This is a genomic window from Herpetosiphon llansteffanensis, assembly GCF_003205875.1.
Classification (GTDB): domain Bacteria; phylum Chloroflexota; class Chloroflexia; order Chloroflexales; family Herpetosiphonaceae; genus Herpetosiphon; species Herpetosiphon llansteffanensis.
The window spans coordinates 1-16,870 of sequence record NZ_PUBZ01000154.1; the positions used below are offsets into that span (position 1 = coordinate 1).

Genomic DNA, 16,870 nt, shown 5'->3' on the forward strand with positions numbered 1-16,870 from the left:
GGTCAGGGGTCAGAGATTGGGGGTTGGGGATTGGTCGGCTGTGGAACGTTCCCTCACCCCCCAACCCCCTCTCCCACGAAAACGCGGGCGAGGGGGAGCCGACTATTTTTTACCAATGAATTGGGGGAGAACCAGAGAGTTAAAGCCCCTCGCCCGCGCACGGGAGAGGGGTTGGGGTGAGGGGATCATGTGATGAACCACTACATATAGCCTGTAGCCAATTCCCCCTTCGTGTCCTTCGTGGATCAAACGCGATCCAATCACCGACCCGATCCCCAAATCTTATGTTCTATGCTCTTTGCTCTTGCTGATCCCAATGCAGCCACTTGATCTCGATTGGCTGCTGGCCCAAGCCGCGAGCTTGAATGCGCTGCGGTTGGTTGGGCAACAGATCAAGCAGATTATCGCTCCAGTGAACTGCATCGCCTGCTTGCAACCAAACTCCTTTGGCTGGCCGTTGACTGCTGATTTCAAGCCAATCGTCGGCTAAGCGCGTGACGCTGATTTGTGGGTCGTAGGCTGGCAGATATTTGAATGGCTCAGGCCACGAGCTTGCTCGCGCTACCACTGCACCATCAATTACCACCTGTAAGCCAACTACGGTTTGATCAGCTAGCGCTATTTCGAAGCTGGTGATTGGGTTGGCTTGATTGGCGGCTAATTCGTGAGTATAGTTTTGCTCAAATAGCAATCTGCCTTGCAAATCGTAACCTGTAATGATGATGCTTGCATTGCTTGATTTGAGCATGCCATTGACCACCCAAGCCTCAAGCTGGGCCTTGGTGCGTTGTAAGCCTGCGCTGATCGGCGCTAGCTCGCGGCCAATGCTATAGATGGCAGGTTTATTGCGCAAAGCCGAATCGATAATTGCCCAGCTAATCACCGGCCAACAATCGTTGAGTTGCCAAACCAAGGCTCCTGCTACTGCATAACGACCTGGGCCAGCCCAACGCCGCCGCCAGCCGCGATAGGCCGCCGCCAAGGCTTCTGCTTGCATAAATTGGGTCGCATAAACATATGATTCAAGCGTATTTTCGAAGCGCAAGGTATCGTTGAGGTACACTGCCAAGCGGCGTGCGCCACCCTCAGATTTGTTGTGGTGCTCGACGACGCGGCTTTGGGGATAGCGCTGATCTGCGGGCAACACGCTCAACAGGGTTTGCAAGGCTGCACTTGATTCCATGCCAAACTCGCTGACAAAGCGGCCTTCGTATTTGGGATAATCTTGGTAGGGAGCCATCGCGCTATGCCAAACATCCCAGGTGTGGCGGTCGCCGCGAGTTTTATCATACACATCGGTTCCGCCGTAGGGGCTGCCAGGCCAATAGAGCGTCGTTGGATCGTAGGTAGCGCAAACCTTGGGCAGCAAGCGCTCGTAGATTTCGCGCGCCGGAAAGCTGGTTTGGGTAAAATCGCCCTGAAAACTATGATCATAGGCGTTGAAGGTTTGGGCAATTTGGTAATCTTCGTTGTTGCCACACCACAGCACAATCGAGGGATGATGGCGCAAGCGTTGCACTTGGGCGATTGCTTCGGCCTCGACGCTGGCCAAAAATGCCGGATGCGCTGGATACATGCCGCAGGCAAACATAAAATCTTGCCAAACCAGCAAGCCTAGCTCATCGCAGAGATCATAGAAATGATCGACCTCGTAAATGCCACCGCCCCAAATCCGAATCATGATCATATGGCTATCCACCGAGGCTTGCAGCAAGCGGCGATAGGTTTCGTTGCTGATTCGATTGGTTAGCAGATCGGCGGGAATCCAATTTGCGCCGCCACAGAACATGGGCACATTGTTGATTTCAAACAGAAATGTTTCGCCTGCTTCGTCGCGTAATGGCTCTTGCACCAAGCGCACACGGCGCACGCCAAGCTGCAATTCACGCTGATCAAGCTGCGTTTGGCCAGCAAAGACGCTGACCGTCAAGCGATAGCGAGCTTGTGCACCATAGCCATGCGGCCACCACAGGCTTGGCTGATCGACGGTAATTGTGTGCTGCACGCTGCCAGCACCAACCAATTGGTGTTTTTCAGCGATTAACTCGCCTGCTGGATTCCACAATTGAATCAAAACCGCTGTATCTGCTGTCGCATCCGCAACGGTTGCAGTTACACCAAAATCGGCAGTTGAGCAATCATCGGCTACGGTGATTGGGCATGCCAGATCGCTCAAGCGCGTCGCGCCCAATTCTAGGGTGACTGGCAGCCAAGGGCCAGCAGTTAATAACGCCGGACCCCAATCCCAGCCATAGTGATATTGGGCTTTGCGCAGGTATAAACGGCTTGGGTCGCCATTCCACACGCCGAGCTGGCCCATTTCTGCTTGCAAGCCATGGCCATGTTTCAATGCCGAGCGAAATTCAATCAATAATTGATTCTTGCCAGCCTGCAATTGATTGCTGACAACTGCGCGTTGCGGCACAAACATATTATCGCTGCTGAACAATTCCTGGTCATTGAGCCAAACCGTGGCGATGGTATCCAAGCCTGCAAAGTGCAAGGCTGCTGGTTGGCTGGCTTGTTCAGCGCTCAGCTCAAAATCGCAGCGATAGAGCCAATCGACATCGCCAACCCACTGAACATCAAGCTCATTCAGGCCATCGAATGGATCGGGAATCTGTTTCGCGGCAATTAATGCTTCGTAGATCGTGCCGGGAACTGGCGCGGCAATCCAGCCCTCGCTGCTGGTCGCATCAGCGAGCACGGTGCGTTGAGGGTCACGTTGTTTGGCCTGCCATGCTTGCTGCAATGCGAGCTTTTGCATGAATCCTGTTTCTTTCTTTGCCCCAAATAGTGAGGGCAAGCTAGATTAATTGGGGATCGGGGATTGGTCGTTGGGGATCGGTGAATGTTAATCACGAAGAACACAACGTGCACGAAAGCACTCGTATCTCGCTTTTCGCAGCCGATCCCCAGTCCCCAACAATCGATCCTCAGCCTTACACATACTAGTGAGGGCAAGCTAGATTAATTGGGGATCGGGGATTGGTCGTTGGGGATCGGTGAATGTTAATCACGAAGAACACAACGTGCACGAAAGCACTCGTATCTCGCTTTTCGCAGCCGATCCCCAGTCCCCAACAATCGATCCTCAGCCTTACACATACTAGTGAGGGCAAGCTAGATTAATTGGGGATCGGGAATTGGTCGTTGGGGATCGGTGAATGTTAATCACGAAGAACACAACGTGCACGAAAGCACTCGTATCTCGCTTTTCGCAGCCGATCCCCAGTCCCCAACAACCGATCCCCAGCCCTACACATACGCCCGAAGCAATTCGGCGCTTGGTTCGGGATAAAGTTGGTACTGGCCCAATTGGGCGGGCACGATGACCGACATGCCATGGCTTAATTCAATGCTGCCAGCGCTCCAACCAAGGCTACAGTTGCCATTGATCACCGTCCAGCAATCAAAACTGGTGACCGAGGTGCTCAACGATTGAATGCTGTTGAGTTGCCAATGCTCCAAGCTGAAGAATGGACAACGCACCAGCAAGCGTACATTTGGATTAATTTGCATTGGATCAACCAAGGCTGGCTCGGTTGCTGCAAAATCTAAGACCTCGAAGGCTTGTTCAAGATGCAGTTGACGTGGCAAACCTGTGGCCGCATCGCGCCGATCATAATCGTAGACCCGATAGGTCAGGTCGGATTTTTGCTGAATCTCGAACAATACCACGCCCGGGTTGATTGCATGAATCGTTTTGGCGGGCACAAAGACCAAATCGCCAGCGCTGACTGGCACTTGGCGCAACAGCTCCGGTAGCGTGCCAGCCGCGAGCGCTGCTTCACAGGCTTGACGCGTAGTTGCATCGCGAAAGCCATGCACTACCTCGGCTCCGCTTTCTGCTTCGAGAATGTACCAAGCCTCAGTTTTGCCATGAAATCCGCTGGCAGCCTCGTGCGTGTGGGCGTAGGCATCGTCGGGATGGACTTGCACCGACAGCGGTTGGGCGGCAGCAATGAATTTCAACAACAACGGAAAATCATGGCCATAGCGTTCGTTGGTGGTTGTGCCAACCAAGGCTGGGCCAAATTGGCTGGTGACCTCGGCTAAGGTCTGACCAGCCAACGAGCCATTGACAACCAGATTTTGATCGTAGACCTGCCAAACTTCGCCGAGCTTGCTTTGCTCTGGGTTGGGCAAATGCAGCCAGCGAGCCAATTGGGGACCACCCCAAATTGGCTCGACATACCGCGCTTGAGTCAGCAACGGATAGAGCTCGATGACGCTCATGCAGTGCGTTCCTCATTGCCCCAAAGTTTGGCTAGGAATTTGAGTTTTTCAAGGGTTTGGAAGTTCTCGCCGCCTTCGTGACGATTGAACTGCCAAACCACAATCTCTTTTGGCCCAGCATAATGGTTGTAGGCAGCAAAGACGGTTGATGGCGGACAAACATCATCCATCAAGCCCACTGAGAACAGGGTTGGGCTGGTGGCGCGGGCCGCAAATTGCACGCCATCAAAATAATCCAAGGTATTGAATACTTGCTCGATTTTGGTGCGATGGCGGGCGCAATATTGGGCGATTTCGGCGTAGGGATAGCTATCGACCATGGTGGTGGCGCGGCGATAGTGGCACAAAAATGGCACATCAGGCAAGACGGCAGCCACATCTGGTTGCAAGCCTGCTGCCGCAATCGCGATGCCGCCACCTTGACTGCCGCCAGCCAAGGCTACTTTGCTTGCATCAACTAATGGATGCGAACGGGCGGCTTCGATCGCCCGCACTGCATCGGTGAACAAACGGCGGTAGAAATAGGTTTGTGGGCTGAGCACGCCGCGGGTCATAAAGCCAGGAATTTGCGGATTGCCACCCTCAATTTCGATGTCGGGGGTGTCGCCAGTACGCCAGTTTGAGCCTTGGCCGCGATTATCCATGGCGAAAACGGCATAGCCAGCGGTTGGCCACAATAGCCAATCGATCGCCAAACCACGACCCCCGCCATAGCCAATATATTCGACAATACAAGGCAGTGGCTGGGTAGTGTTGCGTGGCAACAAGAACCAACCTTTGATTGGCTGGCCGCCATAACCATTGAAGGTCACATCGTAGGCTTCGATCAAGGGCAAGCCCATATCATACGGCTCGAAGGTTGCATTCAAAGGATATTGGCGCGCATCAGCTAAGGTATTTTGCCAAAATTGGTCAAAATCTGCTGGCTCAGTGCGTTCGGGGAGATATTCGCGCAGTTGCTCTAAGGGCATGTCAAATTGCATGTTAGCCTCGCATCTGAACACTCACATTGTGTTCAGCTAAACGTTCGATCATTTCAAAACAAACCCGCGCATGGTGATAGGGGCATTCCCACGGGCCAACTTTTGGAATCGCTCCCAATGGTTGGTTTTGGGCATCTAAAATCTTGAACCAATCGCCATGATCGTGGTCGATAAAATAGCGTTGAATAAAATCCCAACTATCGTAAGCGGCTTGGGCAAACTCTTGGTTGCCGGTTGCCTGATAGGCGTTGTAGAAGCCAACGACGGCTTCTGCTTGTGGCCACCAATGGCGCTCGAAGTTGATCGAGCCATCGGCGGCACGCTCGTGAATGATGCTGCCATCGGCGTGACGGCCATTGCGATAGACTGCTTCGGCCATACCAATTGCCAAGGTTTCTGCTTTGGCAATCAGCCGCGCATCGCCAAGCACATGGGCTGCTTCCATCAGCAACCAACTGCCTTCAATATCGTGGCCATACGAAATGCCATGCTCGCTGTGGTTCCATTGATCATCGAAAAACAGGTGAAAGCGGCCTTGCACGGGATCAATAATGTGTTCGCAGCAGGCTTCGATCAGGCTAGCCAATTGCTGGCGCACATCGGCCACATCCCACACCCGCAGAAGGTTGGCGTAGGCTTCCATCATATGCAGCATGGTGTTCATGGTTTTGCGGGCTTCTGGCTCAAGCTTGCTTAGGCGGCTATCGCCAAGCGGCTGCCAAACCCGATCACAACCTTCGATATAGCCACCGTAGGCTGGGTCGAAGGCATGATTTTCGAGCAAATGGAAAATTTCCTGGGCCAAGGCCAAGGCGCTCTGATCGCCAGTGGCGCGCACGTATTCTGCCAAACCGTAGATAGCAAACGACTGGGCATAGGTTTGTTTATGCTCGGCCAAAGGCTGGCCGTTGGCATCAATCGACCAATATAATCCGCCGTAGGTTTTATCCCAAAACGCCTGTTTAAGGTAGGCATAGGCATACTCGGCCACCGCCAAATCGCGTGGGTCGCCAAGCGTACGATATGCACATGCAAACGTCCACAGAATCCGGCCACATAATACGGCTGAGCGAGGAAACTCATTATGGATTGTCAGATCGTTGGTTAAGCCGCCATAAAAGCCACCATGCTCATGATCAAGCGTGTGGTTTGCCCAAAAAGGCAAAATATTACCCAACACTTCATTGCGAAACTGTGCTTGCCAGATTTCGCGCACGCCATGATCAAAGCCGCCATCTACGAGATTCGCCATTATTGTATTCCTTCTGGCGCTTCGGGCAGACGGGCAGCGAGGAGCAAATCGAGTAAATCACGGTCAACGGAGTAGCCATCAACAACGTCGTAGCGGGCATGTGGTCGGCCATGATTGATAATTCCAAATGCGCCTTCGAACTCCCATAGACCGAAGCCCCAACCAAATTCTTGATAAACGCTGAGAATATCGCGGAACCAGCGCAGCGCCACATCGTTGGGTGTGCGGTTATAGCAGCCGAATTCACCGATATGGATGGCGACGTTCCGCGCTTGTACGTCGCGCCATGGACGGTAGAACTCGACTAAGCCAGCCCGATCCCAATAATGATTGTGCCATTCTAATGGGTACGTTGGAGCCGCTAAACCTTCGTGCCCATCCCACCAACTAGCTTGGTAGTGGCTCACCGCCATTGGCTGATAGCCGCGCCCGCTGTGGGTTACGCCCAAGTCAGCGAGTTCGGGCATTGCCAAGTGGCCACCACCTAGCCCATCGATCACAATTGCCCGTTGCGGGTCAACTGCGCGAATTGCAGCAACTGTCCGTCGCATGATCGCCGCATGGTTGAGTCGCGTCAAGCCATACTGGTCGATATTCGGCGGTTCGTTGAGCAAATCGAAGCTTAATTCGCCAGCAGCAATGCCTTTGTAGCGTTGGGCAAAATATTCCCAGAGCCACACAAAGCCATCTTGGGCTTCAGCATCTTGCCATAAATTATGCCGTTCGAGATCGTTCCCATTGATACAATATCCGGGCGCTCGATGCAAGTTTAGGCTCACATGCAGGCCATATTCGCGACATGCAGCGATGTAACGGTCAATATACCCGATGATCGTCTCATCGGGGTTGGTATATTGCCAATCGCGCGTCCAAAACCAATAATTGGTTGGAATGCGAATAAAATTAAAGCCCTGCTTGGCGATCCAGTTCAAGGCCTTATGGTCTGGTTCTGCTGGCAACTTGCCCTGAACATAATGATACATCCATTGTAAATTGAAGCCGTAATGTGGCATGAAACCATCCTTGGCAGCTATTTTTGCCAATAAAAAGCCACATAGGCCGCTGAGCGCCCCTATCACGCAGGCAAATAGTTGCTAATTTGTGATAGCGGCTACCCAAAACCTATATGGCCCAAGATTGTTAAGCAATAAACTTTATTGCTTGACGAGTTTTAAGGCTAAGTCATAATTGAAGCTTGGCACGGCAATGGTTGCGGCCTCTGCTTCTAGGGTAACCGTTGTCGAATCCGACCATGTGCCAGTTTGCGGATCGTACCAGGTTGCTTGGTAGGTTCCTGCTTCAAGCCCGCTCAATTTGAGCGTCAAATCGGCATAGGTCGGTGGTACATATTTCCAGCTATCGTTGAATTCGCGCTTTTTGAGCGCTTCTTCGTAGGCGTTGGTTAATGCTTCTGGCTCGTATTCGTTGCTGCGCACCCACACTAGCGCTTGCGATTTGGTTTGCAAGGCCAGCGCTCGCGCCTTCAACGGCGAAACTTGAGCACTAACTGGGCTAAAGCTGGTCAAATCTTGGTCTTTGAAAAACTGAGCTAACTTGTTGTATTCGCTCCACAAGTTATCGGGATCGACCAACGTGTCCCACCACCAATACATACCGCTGCCAGCAAAGCCGCTGAATGGTGCAGCCCATAAGCCTTGATGGAATTGCCAAACATCGCGGTTGATTACCTCGTCGCGGCCTGTTGCTGCATAACCAAGCTCGCTCACCAAGGCTGGTTTTTGCGGCGCAGCAGCGTTCAATTCGCGCACCACCAATGGGAAGGCTTGGCCCAAATCGCGGCCTGTGTAATCGTGGTGTTGCGTAAAATTGATCTCTGGTTGCGTCCACATCGAGGTGGTCGTGTTGCTGGCGTAGCTGGTTGAAACTAAATGTTGATAAGGATCAAACTGGGCCAAATGGCGCGTCATTTCGCTTACCCACGGCTGCATCAAGGCATCGTTAATGGGGGTCCAGTTGGCTTCGTTCCACCATTCCCAAGCAAACAAACTTGGCGAGTGGGCCCAACGTGCTGCGATATAACGCACCCGATGTTTGAACAATTCGCGGGCTTGCAGGTCGGTGGCAAACAATTGTGGCTCGGCAATTGGCCCGCCGTTGGCCGCGTTGTAGGGATTTTTGTCCCATTCCGAATCGGTGCTCGTGCTGAATGCGCCATGATTGATCAAGGTTAACATAATTGTGATGTTGCGTTGTTCAGCCAATTTGAAAATTTGGTCGAGCATCCACGCTTGTTGCATGCGCTTGGAATAATCGCCCAAACCGGTGTCTTGCCATTCGATGCCAAACGACCACGAGGCCATCCAAATGCGCGCGATGTTGCCACCGTTTTTGCTGAGTTGATCAAACCAGTGTTCGTATTCGCGCAAAATGCCTGCGCCCTGCTGGGTTGGCCAGCCCAAGTTCAGGCCGATTGGCATAAAGAACGAGCCATCTTGGCGAGCGAAATAGCGTGGATTGCTGCTATTGATCCGTACAAAGCCCGCCGATTGTTTATTCGACGAAACTTCGATGGTCATAACATCGCTGCTCAGCGCTGGCTTGGTTAGCTCGGCCTTGACTTGCCAAGCGCCTGGCTCGCTGGGCGTAAAGCGCACGCGCCACTCAGGGTTGCCCTTGGGCTGCAAGGTAATTTGATCAAAATCTTGATACCAAAAGGCTGGCACACGATAAATTTGGCCAGTTGCTGAGATAAAACTCACCATCAGATCCATTTGGTCGGGATCATAGGGATTGGCGACTTTGATGCCTGTATCGACGACCAACTCAATGGTGCCAAAGACCGCAGCATTGCCGGTTAAGGTGCGCAAGCTCAGGGTTTGGTCGCCGCCGGAATCGCTGGCCTGACTACACGCGGCAATCAGCAGCAGGAGAACCAACCAAACCTGCGAGCGCTTGAATATCCGATGCATAATTCCTCCTGAACGACTTCAAATCTCAAAGCGGCGCAATTGGCTTATGGTTGCAAATTGCGATTCATGATCTCCGCTGCTTGATCTAAAGCATCTTGGGGATCAGCATTGTTGTAGACGACTTCTTGCAAGAGCTTTTGCACATCGCTGGTGCTTTCTTCCCAGCCGACGCACTTTGGCGGGCCTGCCGATTGCTCCAACAAGCCACGGAAGCCTGCTTCGATATTGGCTGGCAATTTGGCCGCGCTCAGCAATGGCAAACTTGGCGGCACATAATAATTCTTTGCACTTTGCACATAGGTCGATTGAGCGGCAACCGCTTCTTCGGTATACAAAAAGCGAATAAACTCGGCGGCAATGTCTTTGTTCTGCGATGCTTCCATTACGCCGATGACCCGCCCGCCAAGGAACGAGACACTTTTGCCTTTGGGGCTTTTGGGCAATGGTGCAAAGCCCCATTTACCAGCCAAGGCAGGCCGATTGAAGTCAATTGATGCGACGCTCCATGTACCAGCGTAACTGACCAAATAGTCGCCGCTTTCAAGACCAGCTTCAATATCTAAACTGGTATCAGTTGGGATTTGATATTTAGTGTAGAGATCGCGGAAGTAGGTCAGTGCTTGTAAGCCAGCCGCCGAATTGATCGTTGCTTTGCTGCAATCGTCGTTATATAAGCTGCCGCCAGCTGAATATAAAAAGGTAAAGTAGCTGATCCAGCCAGCGTTATCCCAGCCAATAGCAAAGCCTTTTTTATTGATTGTTTTGGATTTTTCAAGCACTTTGGTGAGTTCTGTCCAGTTTTGAGGTGCTTGCTCCAAGCCAACCAAATCGCGCAGCAAATCGGTGCGATAGAACATACCCATCAGCGCAACGTCGAGTTGCAAGGCATAGACTTCGCCTGTATCCAAGAATAACGAATCTTGGAGTTGGGGCAACATCTTCTGCTTAACCTCAGTTACGACCGCAGGATAGGCTTTTTGCAAATCGATCATGCCGCCGAGTTTGCCAAACTCGATGCCCCATGACATGCCACCAGCCATCAAATCGGGGCCGCGATCAGCGGCAATGGCCTCAAGAATTTGGGTGTGGGCATCGCTCCAAGGCAAGGCTTGAACTTTAATCAAGACTCCAGGATTTTTCTGCACAAAGACATCTGCTGCTGCTTGAATCGAAAGCGCCTCAACATCCGAGCCTGTTGACCAAATGACCAAGGCTTTATCTGCCGAGTTGGCAAGGGCGGGAACAGCAGTAGGCGGCGTATCAGTGGGTAAGCTGGTTGGGTTGACTTGGGTTGGTGGGGTTGCTGCTTGACCACATGCAGCCAAGATCAGCAACACGATCAAACTGAATCCAAAACTTCGAACTGGGTGGCGTGATTGTTGGTGCTTTCTGTGCATAACGCTGACCTCCCTTGGTCAATACATGCATCGATGCAGGCTATTTGGGCGTTAGTAAGCTGTGCATCGACAACCCTGCCCAAACATGCTAAGTATATATGTTGTAGCAAGTCCAGCGCTATGCTTCTGCAAGCACAATCTTCCTATTGCAGGGTAGGTACGCGTGTTGGCATTACCTACCCCCAATGGAACGCCGCCCTAGACCCAATGGCCTAGCCCCAACTCAATGCTAGAGTTCGGAATTGGCTTTGAGGAAGCTTAACACTTCGTCAACTTGGGCGAAGGCAATGCCGGTGACTGTATCGGCGCAGCCATAGTAAATTGCAATCCGGCCTGTGGGTGCATCGGTCAAGGCAGCGCAGGGGAAGGCCACATTTGGCACATCGCCAACGCATTCGTACAAGGTTTGGGGCGCAAGCAGATAGGGAGCCGTGCGATAGCGCACTTTCCATGGTTGCTCCAAATCGAGCAATGCAGCCCCAAAGCTATAGACAAAGCCATTGCACGAGGTCAATACGCCGTGATAGAACAGCAACCAGCCTTCGCTAGTTTCGATTGGGGTTGGGCCAGCGCCAATCTTGGTGCTTTGCCAACCGCCTTTGGTGCCCATCACAAAGCGATGTTTGCCCCAGTGTTCCATATCTGGGCTTTCGCTATAGTAAATATCGCCAAATGGCGTGTGGCCATTATCGCTGGGGCGGCTGACCATGGCATATTTGCCATTGATCTTACGGGGGAAGAGCACCCCATTGCGATTGAACGGCAAGAACGCATTTTCTAATTGATGGAAGGTTTCAAAATCGTAGGTATAGGCCACGCCGATGGTTGGGCCATGATAGCCATTACACCACGTGACATAATAGCGATCTTCAATCCAACAGACCCGTGGATCGTAGCGATATTCAAATGCGGTTACTTCGGGATCGCCTGAAAATTGCAATGGCTCAGGATCAATTTCCCAATTGATAGCATCTTTGCTAAAGCCACGGTGAATGTTCATCACACGGCGTTTATCATCGCAGCGAAACACGCCAGCAAAGCCATCGTTGAAGGGCACAACAGCACTATTGAAAATACTGTTTGAGGTTGGAATGGCATCACGGGGAATAACTGGATTACCGCTGTAGCGCCAGACAACATCTGAATTACCGACTGGGCGGTCTTCCCAAGGAATTGATGGGAGCGCACTTCCAAGCATAGTGGTGGATTGAAGCGTCGCTGCTTCCATAGCTGATACTCCTCCAAAGCAACCTATTTTGGCGGTTGCAAGCGTTGAACTGATTGGCGTTCAATCAGGCGCGGTCGTAGCGAAACTGTTGCTGGAGCCTGTTCCGGATACTCGGCTCGGTTGGCTAACAGTTGCACGGCAAAGCGGCCCATGCTGACTTTATCAACATGCATTGTGGTCAGCGCTGGGGCCAGATGCTGCGCCATATCAATATTATCGAAACCAATAATTGATAAATCTTGGGGAATTTGGCGATGCAAGGCCCGAGCAGCTTGGGTCGCGCCAATTGCCATCATATCGTTGGCACAAAAAAGCGCGGTAATTTGCGGATGGCGTTGCAACAGAATGCTTGATGTATCGCTACCTTCATGCATGGTGAGTAAGCAATCACCAAAATACTGCTCATGAATACCATGATCGGTTAAGGCTTGAATATAGCCCTTGCGGCGTTCGGCAATGCTTGGGTAGGCCTCTTTGGTGGTGCCAATCAAGCCAATATGCCGATGCCCATGGCCAATCAAATAGCTCACTGCTTCGTAGGCAGCGCGAAAGTTATCCGAAACAACCGAATCGTAGACATGTTCGTGGGAGTAGGCATCGACCAAAACTGCTGGAATACCCTCACGTTGCAAGAGCTTGGTAATCGTTGCATCGGCGAATGCGCCGACCAACAAAACCCCATCAAGATGATCTTCGGAGAGCAAGCGGGGCATTTCTTGGGGATGATTTTCCATATCAACTGGCACAGTGGCGTACATCAAATTGATATGCATTTTGCGGCAAGCAGCCTCGATGCCTGCAACAATCGGCGCATAAAATGGGTTGGTCAGCGGGCTATCATCGCCAAGCGAAGCCTTAACGATCACCCCAGCATTATGCAACGATTGCGAAACCAACTTTTCATGGTTTAAGCGTTTGCGATAGCCAAGATCACGGGCAATATCCAACACGCGGCGACGTGTATCGTCGTTAATCCCAGGCTTGTCGCGTAATACTAATGAAACTGTTGCCAACGAGACACCGCTTTGCCGCGCAATGTCTTCCATCGTGATCCGCTGCGTCATACATGTTCTCCTAGTCACCTTTGAATAGGCTCTCATGATGCCATAAAATGCCGCTTTGATTGCAAGCGACTTTATTGAAAAATTTAGATCGTTTCAGCACATCAATTCAGGTGATGATTTGGCTCAGCGGGAAGTGAGTTTGGGGCATGACCCAACTGTTGCTGGAAAATTCTATAAAATTTATCTAAAATTTTAGTAGAATTTCACTAAATATAGCGCATCATAATTGAAATGTCAAGCTTAAATTTTAGCAATTATGCCCAAATTTGCATAGCGCTTTTTACATGATTTCAAGGCTATGTTTTAGATCGGCGGGCCAAGCGAGGGTGAAAAATTGGGTGCATGACAAGCAGCAAAAGCACGTTACAATATGAGCAAGAGCAAATGCTGCTCGTTGCGTTATCCAAGGGGTTTTCATGGATACAATTACACTCTTTGAAGCGCCCAAAGCTGCGCCAGCGGCTCCCCGCCGCCCTGCTTGGCTTAAGGCTCGCGCTCCGATAGGGGAAAACTACGAGGATGTGCATAGCCTTATGCGCGAACTCGATTTGCATACGGTCTGCGAAGAAGCCCACTGCCCCAATATTGGCGAGTGTTGGAATCATCGCACAGCTACCTTTTTATTACTCGGCGACACCTGTACCCGCGGTTGTCGCTATTGCGCGATTGGCAAAGGCAAGCCCAAACCAATCGACGAACAAGAGCCTCAGCGCATTGCCGCTGCGGTTGCCCACCTCAAACTCAAGCATGTTGTGCTGACCTCAGTTAATCGCGATGATCAAGCTGATGGCGGCGCGCATATTTTTGCCGAATCGATCAATTTGATTCGCCAGCAATTGCCCGATTGTAAAGTCGAAGTGCTGATTCCCGATTTTGATGGCAACTGGGATGCCTTGCGGATTGTGCTTGATGCCAAGCCCGATGTGCTGAACCACAACATCGAAACCGTGCCGAGGTTGTTTCGCAAGTTCCGGCCACGAGCTAATTTCTATCAAAGCCTCGAATTGTTGCGCCTAGCCCGCGACCTTCAGCCAACTATCGTGACAAAAAGCGGCCTGATGGTTGGCGCTGGCGAGACCGACGAAGAAGTGTTGACCGTGATGGATGCCTTGCGCCGCTCGGATGTTGACGTAATGACGATTGGTCAGTATCTCTCACCATCGGGCGATCACTGGGCGATTGACCGCTATGTGCCACCAGAAACCTTTACCTGGTTTCGCGAGCAAGGCTTGGCCCGTGGTTTCCGCCACGTCGAATCAGGCCCCATGGTGCGCTCATCGTATCACGCTCACGAACACGTCGCCGATTTGTAGGAGTTGGGGGTTGGGGAATGGTTGTTGGGGATCGGGTTTCAGCCCGATCCCTTTTTTGTAGCTCTTTGCGTTAACAATATGATCCACGAAGTGCACGAAGGATCGGAACCGCGAAGATCGCGAAGGACGCGAAGGCTGTTTTTTTGCCACGAATTCCACGAATTGCACCAATGATGTTCCGCTAGCCAACAGCCTCATCCTTCATAATTCATCCTTCATAATTTATTTTAGCCACAGATTGCACAGATTGTTGCGATTATCGTTCCCATAGCCCAAAGCCAAGAGCCATCGTTCCTCTGCGGCTCTGCGTTAAAATTCAGCAAGAACCTGAACAAGGCCCTAAATCTGTCTTCGTGAAACTTCGCGTTCTTCGCGGTTAGAAATATTTATTCGCTTATTCTTGACCTAAGGCGCTCGTTTTTGGCCTGTGATTCTGCTGCCATGGCGTGTTTGTACTCAATCAATTTGGCTTGTAAGGCTGCATCGGCGGTGGCCAAAATTTGAATTGCCAGCAAGCCTGCGTTTTTGGCTTGGCCAATCGCGACGGTGGCAACTGGCACGCCGCCAGGCATTTGCACAATCGACATCAACGCATCAACGCCCTGCAAATGGCCAATCGGCACCGGCACGCCAATGACTGGCAATGGTGTATAGGCTGCCAGCATGCCGGGCAAATGTGCCGCGCCGCCAGCGCCAGCGATGATCACTTTGAGTCCTCGTTCATGGGCGGTTTGGCCGTATTCGGCCATCAACGCAGGCGTGCGATGGGCCGAAACCACCCGCAACTCATAGTCAATCGCAAACTCGTGGCAAATGCTGGCTGCTGCTTGCATTGTGGCCAAATCTGAATCGCTGCCCATCACAATCCCAACTACGGCGCTCATGATTGTCCTTTCGCATAAAATAAAAATGCCAAGCCTTGATCGAGGATGCCGCGCCTTTGCAGCACCCGATTTACGCCTGACAAGCTGAATTTGTTCAGATTAAGCTGGTTCTGCCAGCACATGTTCCAATTGATCAACGGCTGCTTGGGCGCGTGCCTCAACTTCGCTGAGATCGGCTCCCACAGCGGTGATATGGCCAATTTTACGGCCTGGCTTTGCGCTGCGTTTATCGTACCAATGCACATGAACTTGTGGTTGCAAGGCTGTTTGAATCAGGCTACTTTCCAAGGCTCTGCTGGTTGGTGCAAGCACATTGACCATTACTGCGCTTTGTTGACGCAACTGTGGATCGCCCAACGGCCAGCCCAGCGCCGCCCGAATGGTGTTTTCAAATTGTGAACAATAGCAGCCTTCAATCGAGTAGTGGCCCGTGTTGTGCGGACGTGGCGCAAGCTCGTTGACCAAAATCTGGCCCTTGCTGGTCAGAAACATCTCAACCGCCAAGATGCCTAAGCCGCCGAGCGCTGCTGCAGTTGCTTGGGCCACCTCGCGGGCTTGCTGCTGAATTGCTGCTGAGTAGGGCGCTGGAGCGCGTACTACCCGACAAACTCCGCTTGGCTGGTAGGTTTCAATCACTGGATAGACGCATTGCTCGCCATTGACCGAGCGAATAATTAAGGTTGCTAACTCGGCTTCGAAAGGAACCCACGCTTCGACAAACACCGGATTTTCAGGAAAACCCAAGGCTGCACATGCGCTGGCAATCTCGTCGGCGCTGCGAATTTTGGCAGTGCCTCGGCCATCGTAGCCGTTGCGCCGCGTTTTGAGCATCAATGGAAAGCCATGCTCGGCCCCAAACGCTGCAACATCGCTCAGCGATTCGATTAAGCCCAAGGCTGGCACGGGCAAGCCTGCTGCTGCCAAGGTCAATTTCTGCTGCGCTTTATCCTCAATCAAGCCAAGGGTTGCTTGATCAGGCACCAGTTGCACCCTTTTGCTCGCGAGATAGGCTAGCTTTTCCGAGCCAATAAACTCGTTTTCGAGCACCACCACATCAACCGCTTGCGCAAATTGATCAAGCAAGGCTCGATCATTCCAATCGCCAACCACTGCTTTGCTCACCAGCGCTGCTGGCTCATCGTTGCGATTGGCTAAAATAACGGTTTCAATTCCCAAGGGAATCGCCGCTTGCACCAACATTCGAGCTAATTGCCCGCCACCAAGAATGCCTAAACGTTTTGTCATAATGCCTTATTAGCTATAAGTTAATGGTCTATATGTTGATCCACGAAGGATACGAAGAGCACGAAGGATTCATAGGCGATAGGCTATGGGCTTTTGGCTATAGGATTAATCGATTACATTAATACTAACCAGTTTCCGATAGCCTCTATGTTCTATGCTCTGTGTTCTATGCTCTTCATCCTTCATCCCTCGGTTTCTCCACCCTTCCGTCTCGCCAGCGGGAGACGCAGGGGGCTTTCATCCCCCTGCACCCCCGCAAGGGCAATTGGTAGGCAGCAAACATTTATTGATGAACCTATCAATTGGTGGTGCTCTGCGCCCCGACCCCCAACCCC

12 protein-coding genes are annotated in these 16,870 nt (G+C 51.9%); 1 reads left to right on the forward strand and 11 read right to left on the reverse strand.

The window, feature by feature from the left end; all coding sequences use genetic code 11:
* Nucleotides 1-289 precede the first annotated feature (289 nt).
* From C5S61_RS24600 to C5S61_RS24640, 9 genes are all read right to left on the reverse strand, one after another.
* A complete protein-coding gene (locus C5S61_RS24600; protein ID WP_110519901.1) occupies nucleotides 290-2,767 on the reverse strand; it encodes a beta-mannosidase in 2,478 nt (825 codons plus the stop codon).
* Nucleotides 2,768-3,258: 491 nt separating this feature from the next.
* Nucleotides 3,259-4,239 (reverse strand): type I phosphomannose isomerase catalytic subunit, encoded by a 981-nt coding sequence (locus tag C5S61_RS24605; protein WP_110519903.1) that lies wholly within the window; start codon nucleotides 4,237-4,239, stop codon nucleotides 3,259-3,261.
* A complete protein-coding gene (locus C5S61_RS24610) occupies nucleotides 4,236-5,222 on the reverse strand; it encodes an acetylxylan esterase (RefSeq protein ID WP_110519905.1) in 987 nt (328 codons plus the stop codon). Before C5S61_RS24610 ends, C5S61_RS24605 begins: the two co-directional genes overlap by 4 nt.
* A gap of 1 nt (nucleotide 5,223) precedes the next feature.
* Nucleotides 5,224-6,474: an AGE family epimerase/isomerase gene (locus C5S61_RS24615; protein WP_110519907.1), complete on the reverse strand. Its 1,251-nt coding sequence runs from the start codon at nucleotides 6,472-6,474 to the stop codon at nucleotides 5,224-5,226.
* Nucleotides 6,474-7,487, reverse strand: coding sequence for a glycoside hydrolase family 5 protein (locus C5S61_RS24620; protein ID WP_110519909.1), 1,014 nt, complete (start codon nucleotides 7,485-7,487; stop codon nucleotides 6,474-6,476). Before C5S61_RS24620 ends, C5S61_RS24615 begins: the two co-directional genes overlap by 1 nt.
* A gap of 141 nt (nucleotides 7,488-7,628) precedes the next feature.
* Complete coding sequence (locus tag C5S61_RS24625) at nucleotides 7,629-9,404, reverse strand: DUF5060 domain-containing protein (RefSeq protein ID WP_110519911.1); 1,776 nt, start codon at nucleotides 9,402-9,404, stop codon at nucleotides 7,629-7,631.
* Between the two features lie 44 nt (nucleotides 9,405-9,448).
* Nucleotides 9,449-10,801 (reverse strand): sugar ABC transporter substrate-binding protein, encoded by a 1,353-nt coding sequence (locus C5S61_RS24630; RefSeq protein ID WP_110519913.1) that lies wholly within the window; start codon nucleotides 10,799-10,801, stop codon nucleotides 9,449-9,451.
* Nucleotides 10,802-11,030: 229 nt separating this feature from the next.
* Entirely contained in the window at nucleotides 11,031-12,029 is a 999-nt protein-coding gene (locus tag C5S61_RS24635) for a glycoside hydrolase family 130 protein (protein WP_110519915.1), read from the reverse strand.
* Between the two features lie 23 nt (nucleotides 12,030-12,052).
* On the reverse strand, nucleotides 12,053-13,093 hold the full coding sequence (locus C5S61_RS24640) for a LacI family DNA-binding transcriptional regulator (RefSeq protein ID WP_164689767.1): 1,041 nt from the start codon (nucleotides 13,091-13,093) through the stop codon (nucleotides 12,053-12,055).
* A 416-nt stretch (nucleotides 13,094-13,509) separates the two neighbouring features.
* On the opposite strand from C5S61_RS24640, the gene lipA reads away from it, so the two are divergent.
* Nucleotides 13,510-14,406: a lipoyl synthase gene (gene lipA, locus C5S61_RS24645; RefSeq protein ID WP_110519919.1), complete on the forward strand. Its 897-nt coding sequence runs from the start codon at nucleotides 13,510-13,512 to the stop codon at nucleotides 14,404-14,406.
* Nucleotides 14,407-14,792: 386 nt separating this feature from the next.
* On the opposite strand, the gene purE is transcribed toward lipA, so the two are convergent.
* A complete protein-coding gene (purE, locus tag C5S61_RS24650) occupies nucleotides 14,793-15,290 on the reverse strand; it encodes a 5-(carboxyamino)imidazole ribonucleotide mutase (protein WP_110519921.1) in 498 nt (165 codons plus the stop codon).
* 99 nt (nucleotides 15,291-15,389) lie between these two features.
* Nucleotides 15,390-16,535 (reverse strand): 5-(carboxyamino)imidazole ribonucleotide synthase, encoded by a 1,146-nt coding sequence (locus C5S61_RS24655; protein WP_110519924.1) that lies wholly within the window; start codon nucleotides 16,533-16,535, stop codon nucleotides 15,390-15,392.
* Between the last annotated feature and the right edge of the window lie 335 nt (nucleotides 16,536-16,870).

Excerpts from the sequence above, each read along its gene's own strand:
- C5S61_RS24620 (WP_110519909.1), bottom strand. The coding sequence starts at position 7,487 with ATGCCACATTACGGCTTCAATTTACAATGGATGTATCATTATGTTCAG.
- purE (WP_110519921.1), bottom strand. The coding sequence starts at position 15,290 with ATGAGCGCCGTAGTTGGGATTGTGATGGGCAGCGATTCAGATTTGGCC.
- C5S61_RS24640 (WP_164689767.1), bottom strand. The coding sequence starts at position 13,093 with ATGACGCAGCGGATCACGATGGAAGACATTGCGCGGCAAAGCGGTGTC.
- C5S61_RS24600 (WP_110519901.1), bottom strand. The coding sequence starts at position 2,767 with ATGCAAAAGCTCGCATTGCAGCAAGCATGGCAGGCCAAACAACGTGAC.
- C5S61_RS24615 (WP_110519907.1), bottom strand. The coding sequence starts at position 6,474 with ATGGCGAATCTCGTAGATGGCGGCTTTGATCATGGCGTGCGCGAAATC.
- lipA (WP_110519919.1), top strand. The coding sequence starts at position 13,510 with ATGGATACAATTACACTCTTTGAAGCGCCCAAAGCTGCGCCAGCGGCT.
- C5S61_RS24625 (WP_110519911.1), bottom strand. The coding sequence starts at position 9,404 with ATGCATCGGATATTCAAGCGCTCGCAGGTTTGGTTGGTTCTCCTGCTG.
- C5S61_RS24610 (WP_110519905.1), bottom strand. The coding sequence starts at position 5,222 with ATGCAATTTGACATGCCCTTAGAGCAACTGCGCGAATATCTCCCCGAA.
- C5S61_RS24630 (WP_110519913.1), bottom strand. The coding sequence starts at position 10,801 with ATGCACAGAAAGCACCAACAATCACGCCACCCAGTTCGAAGTTTTGGA.
- C5S61_RS24605 (WP_110519903.1), bottom strand. The coding sequence starts at position 4,239 with ATGAGCGTCATCGAGCTCTATCCGTTGCTGACTCAAGCGCGGTATGTC.
- C5S61_RS24635 (WP_110519915.1), bottom strand. The coding sequence starts at position 12,029 with ATGGAAGCAGCGACGCTTCAATCCACCACTATGCTTGGAAGTGCGCTC.
- C5S61_RS24655 (WP_110519924.1), bottom strand. The coding sequence starts at position 16,535 with ATGACAAAACGTTTAGGCATTCTTGGTGGCGGGCAATTAGCTCGAATG.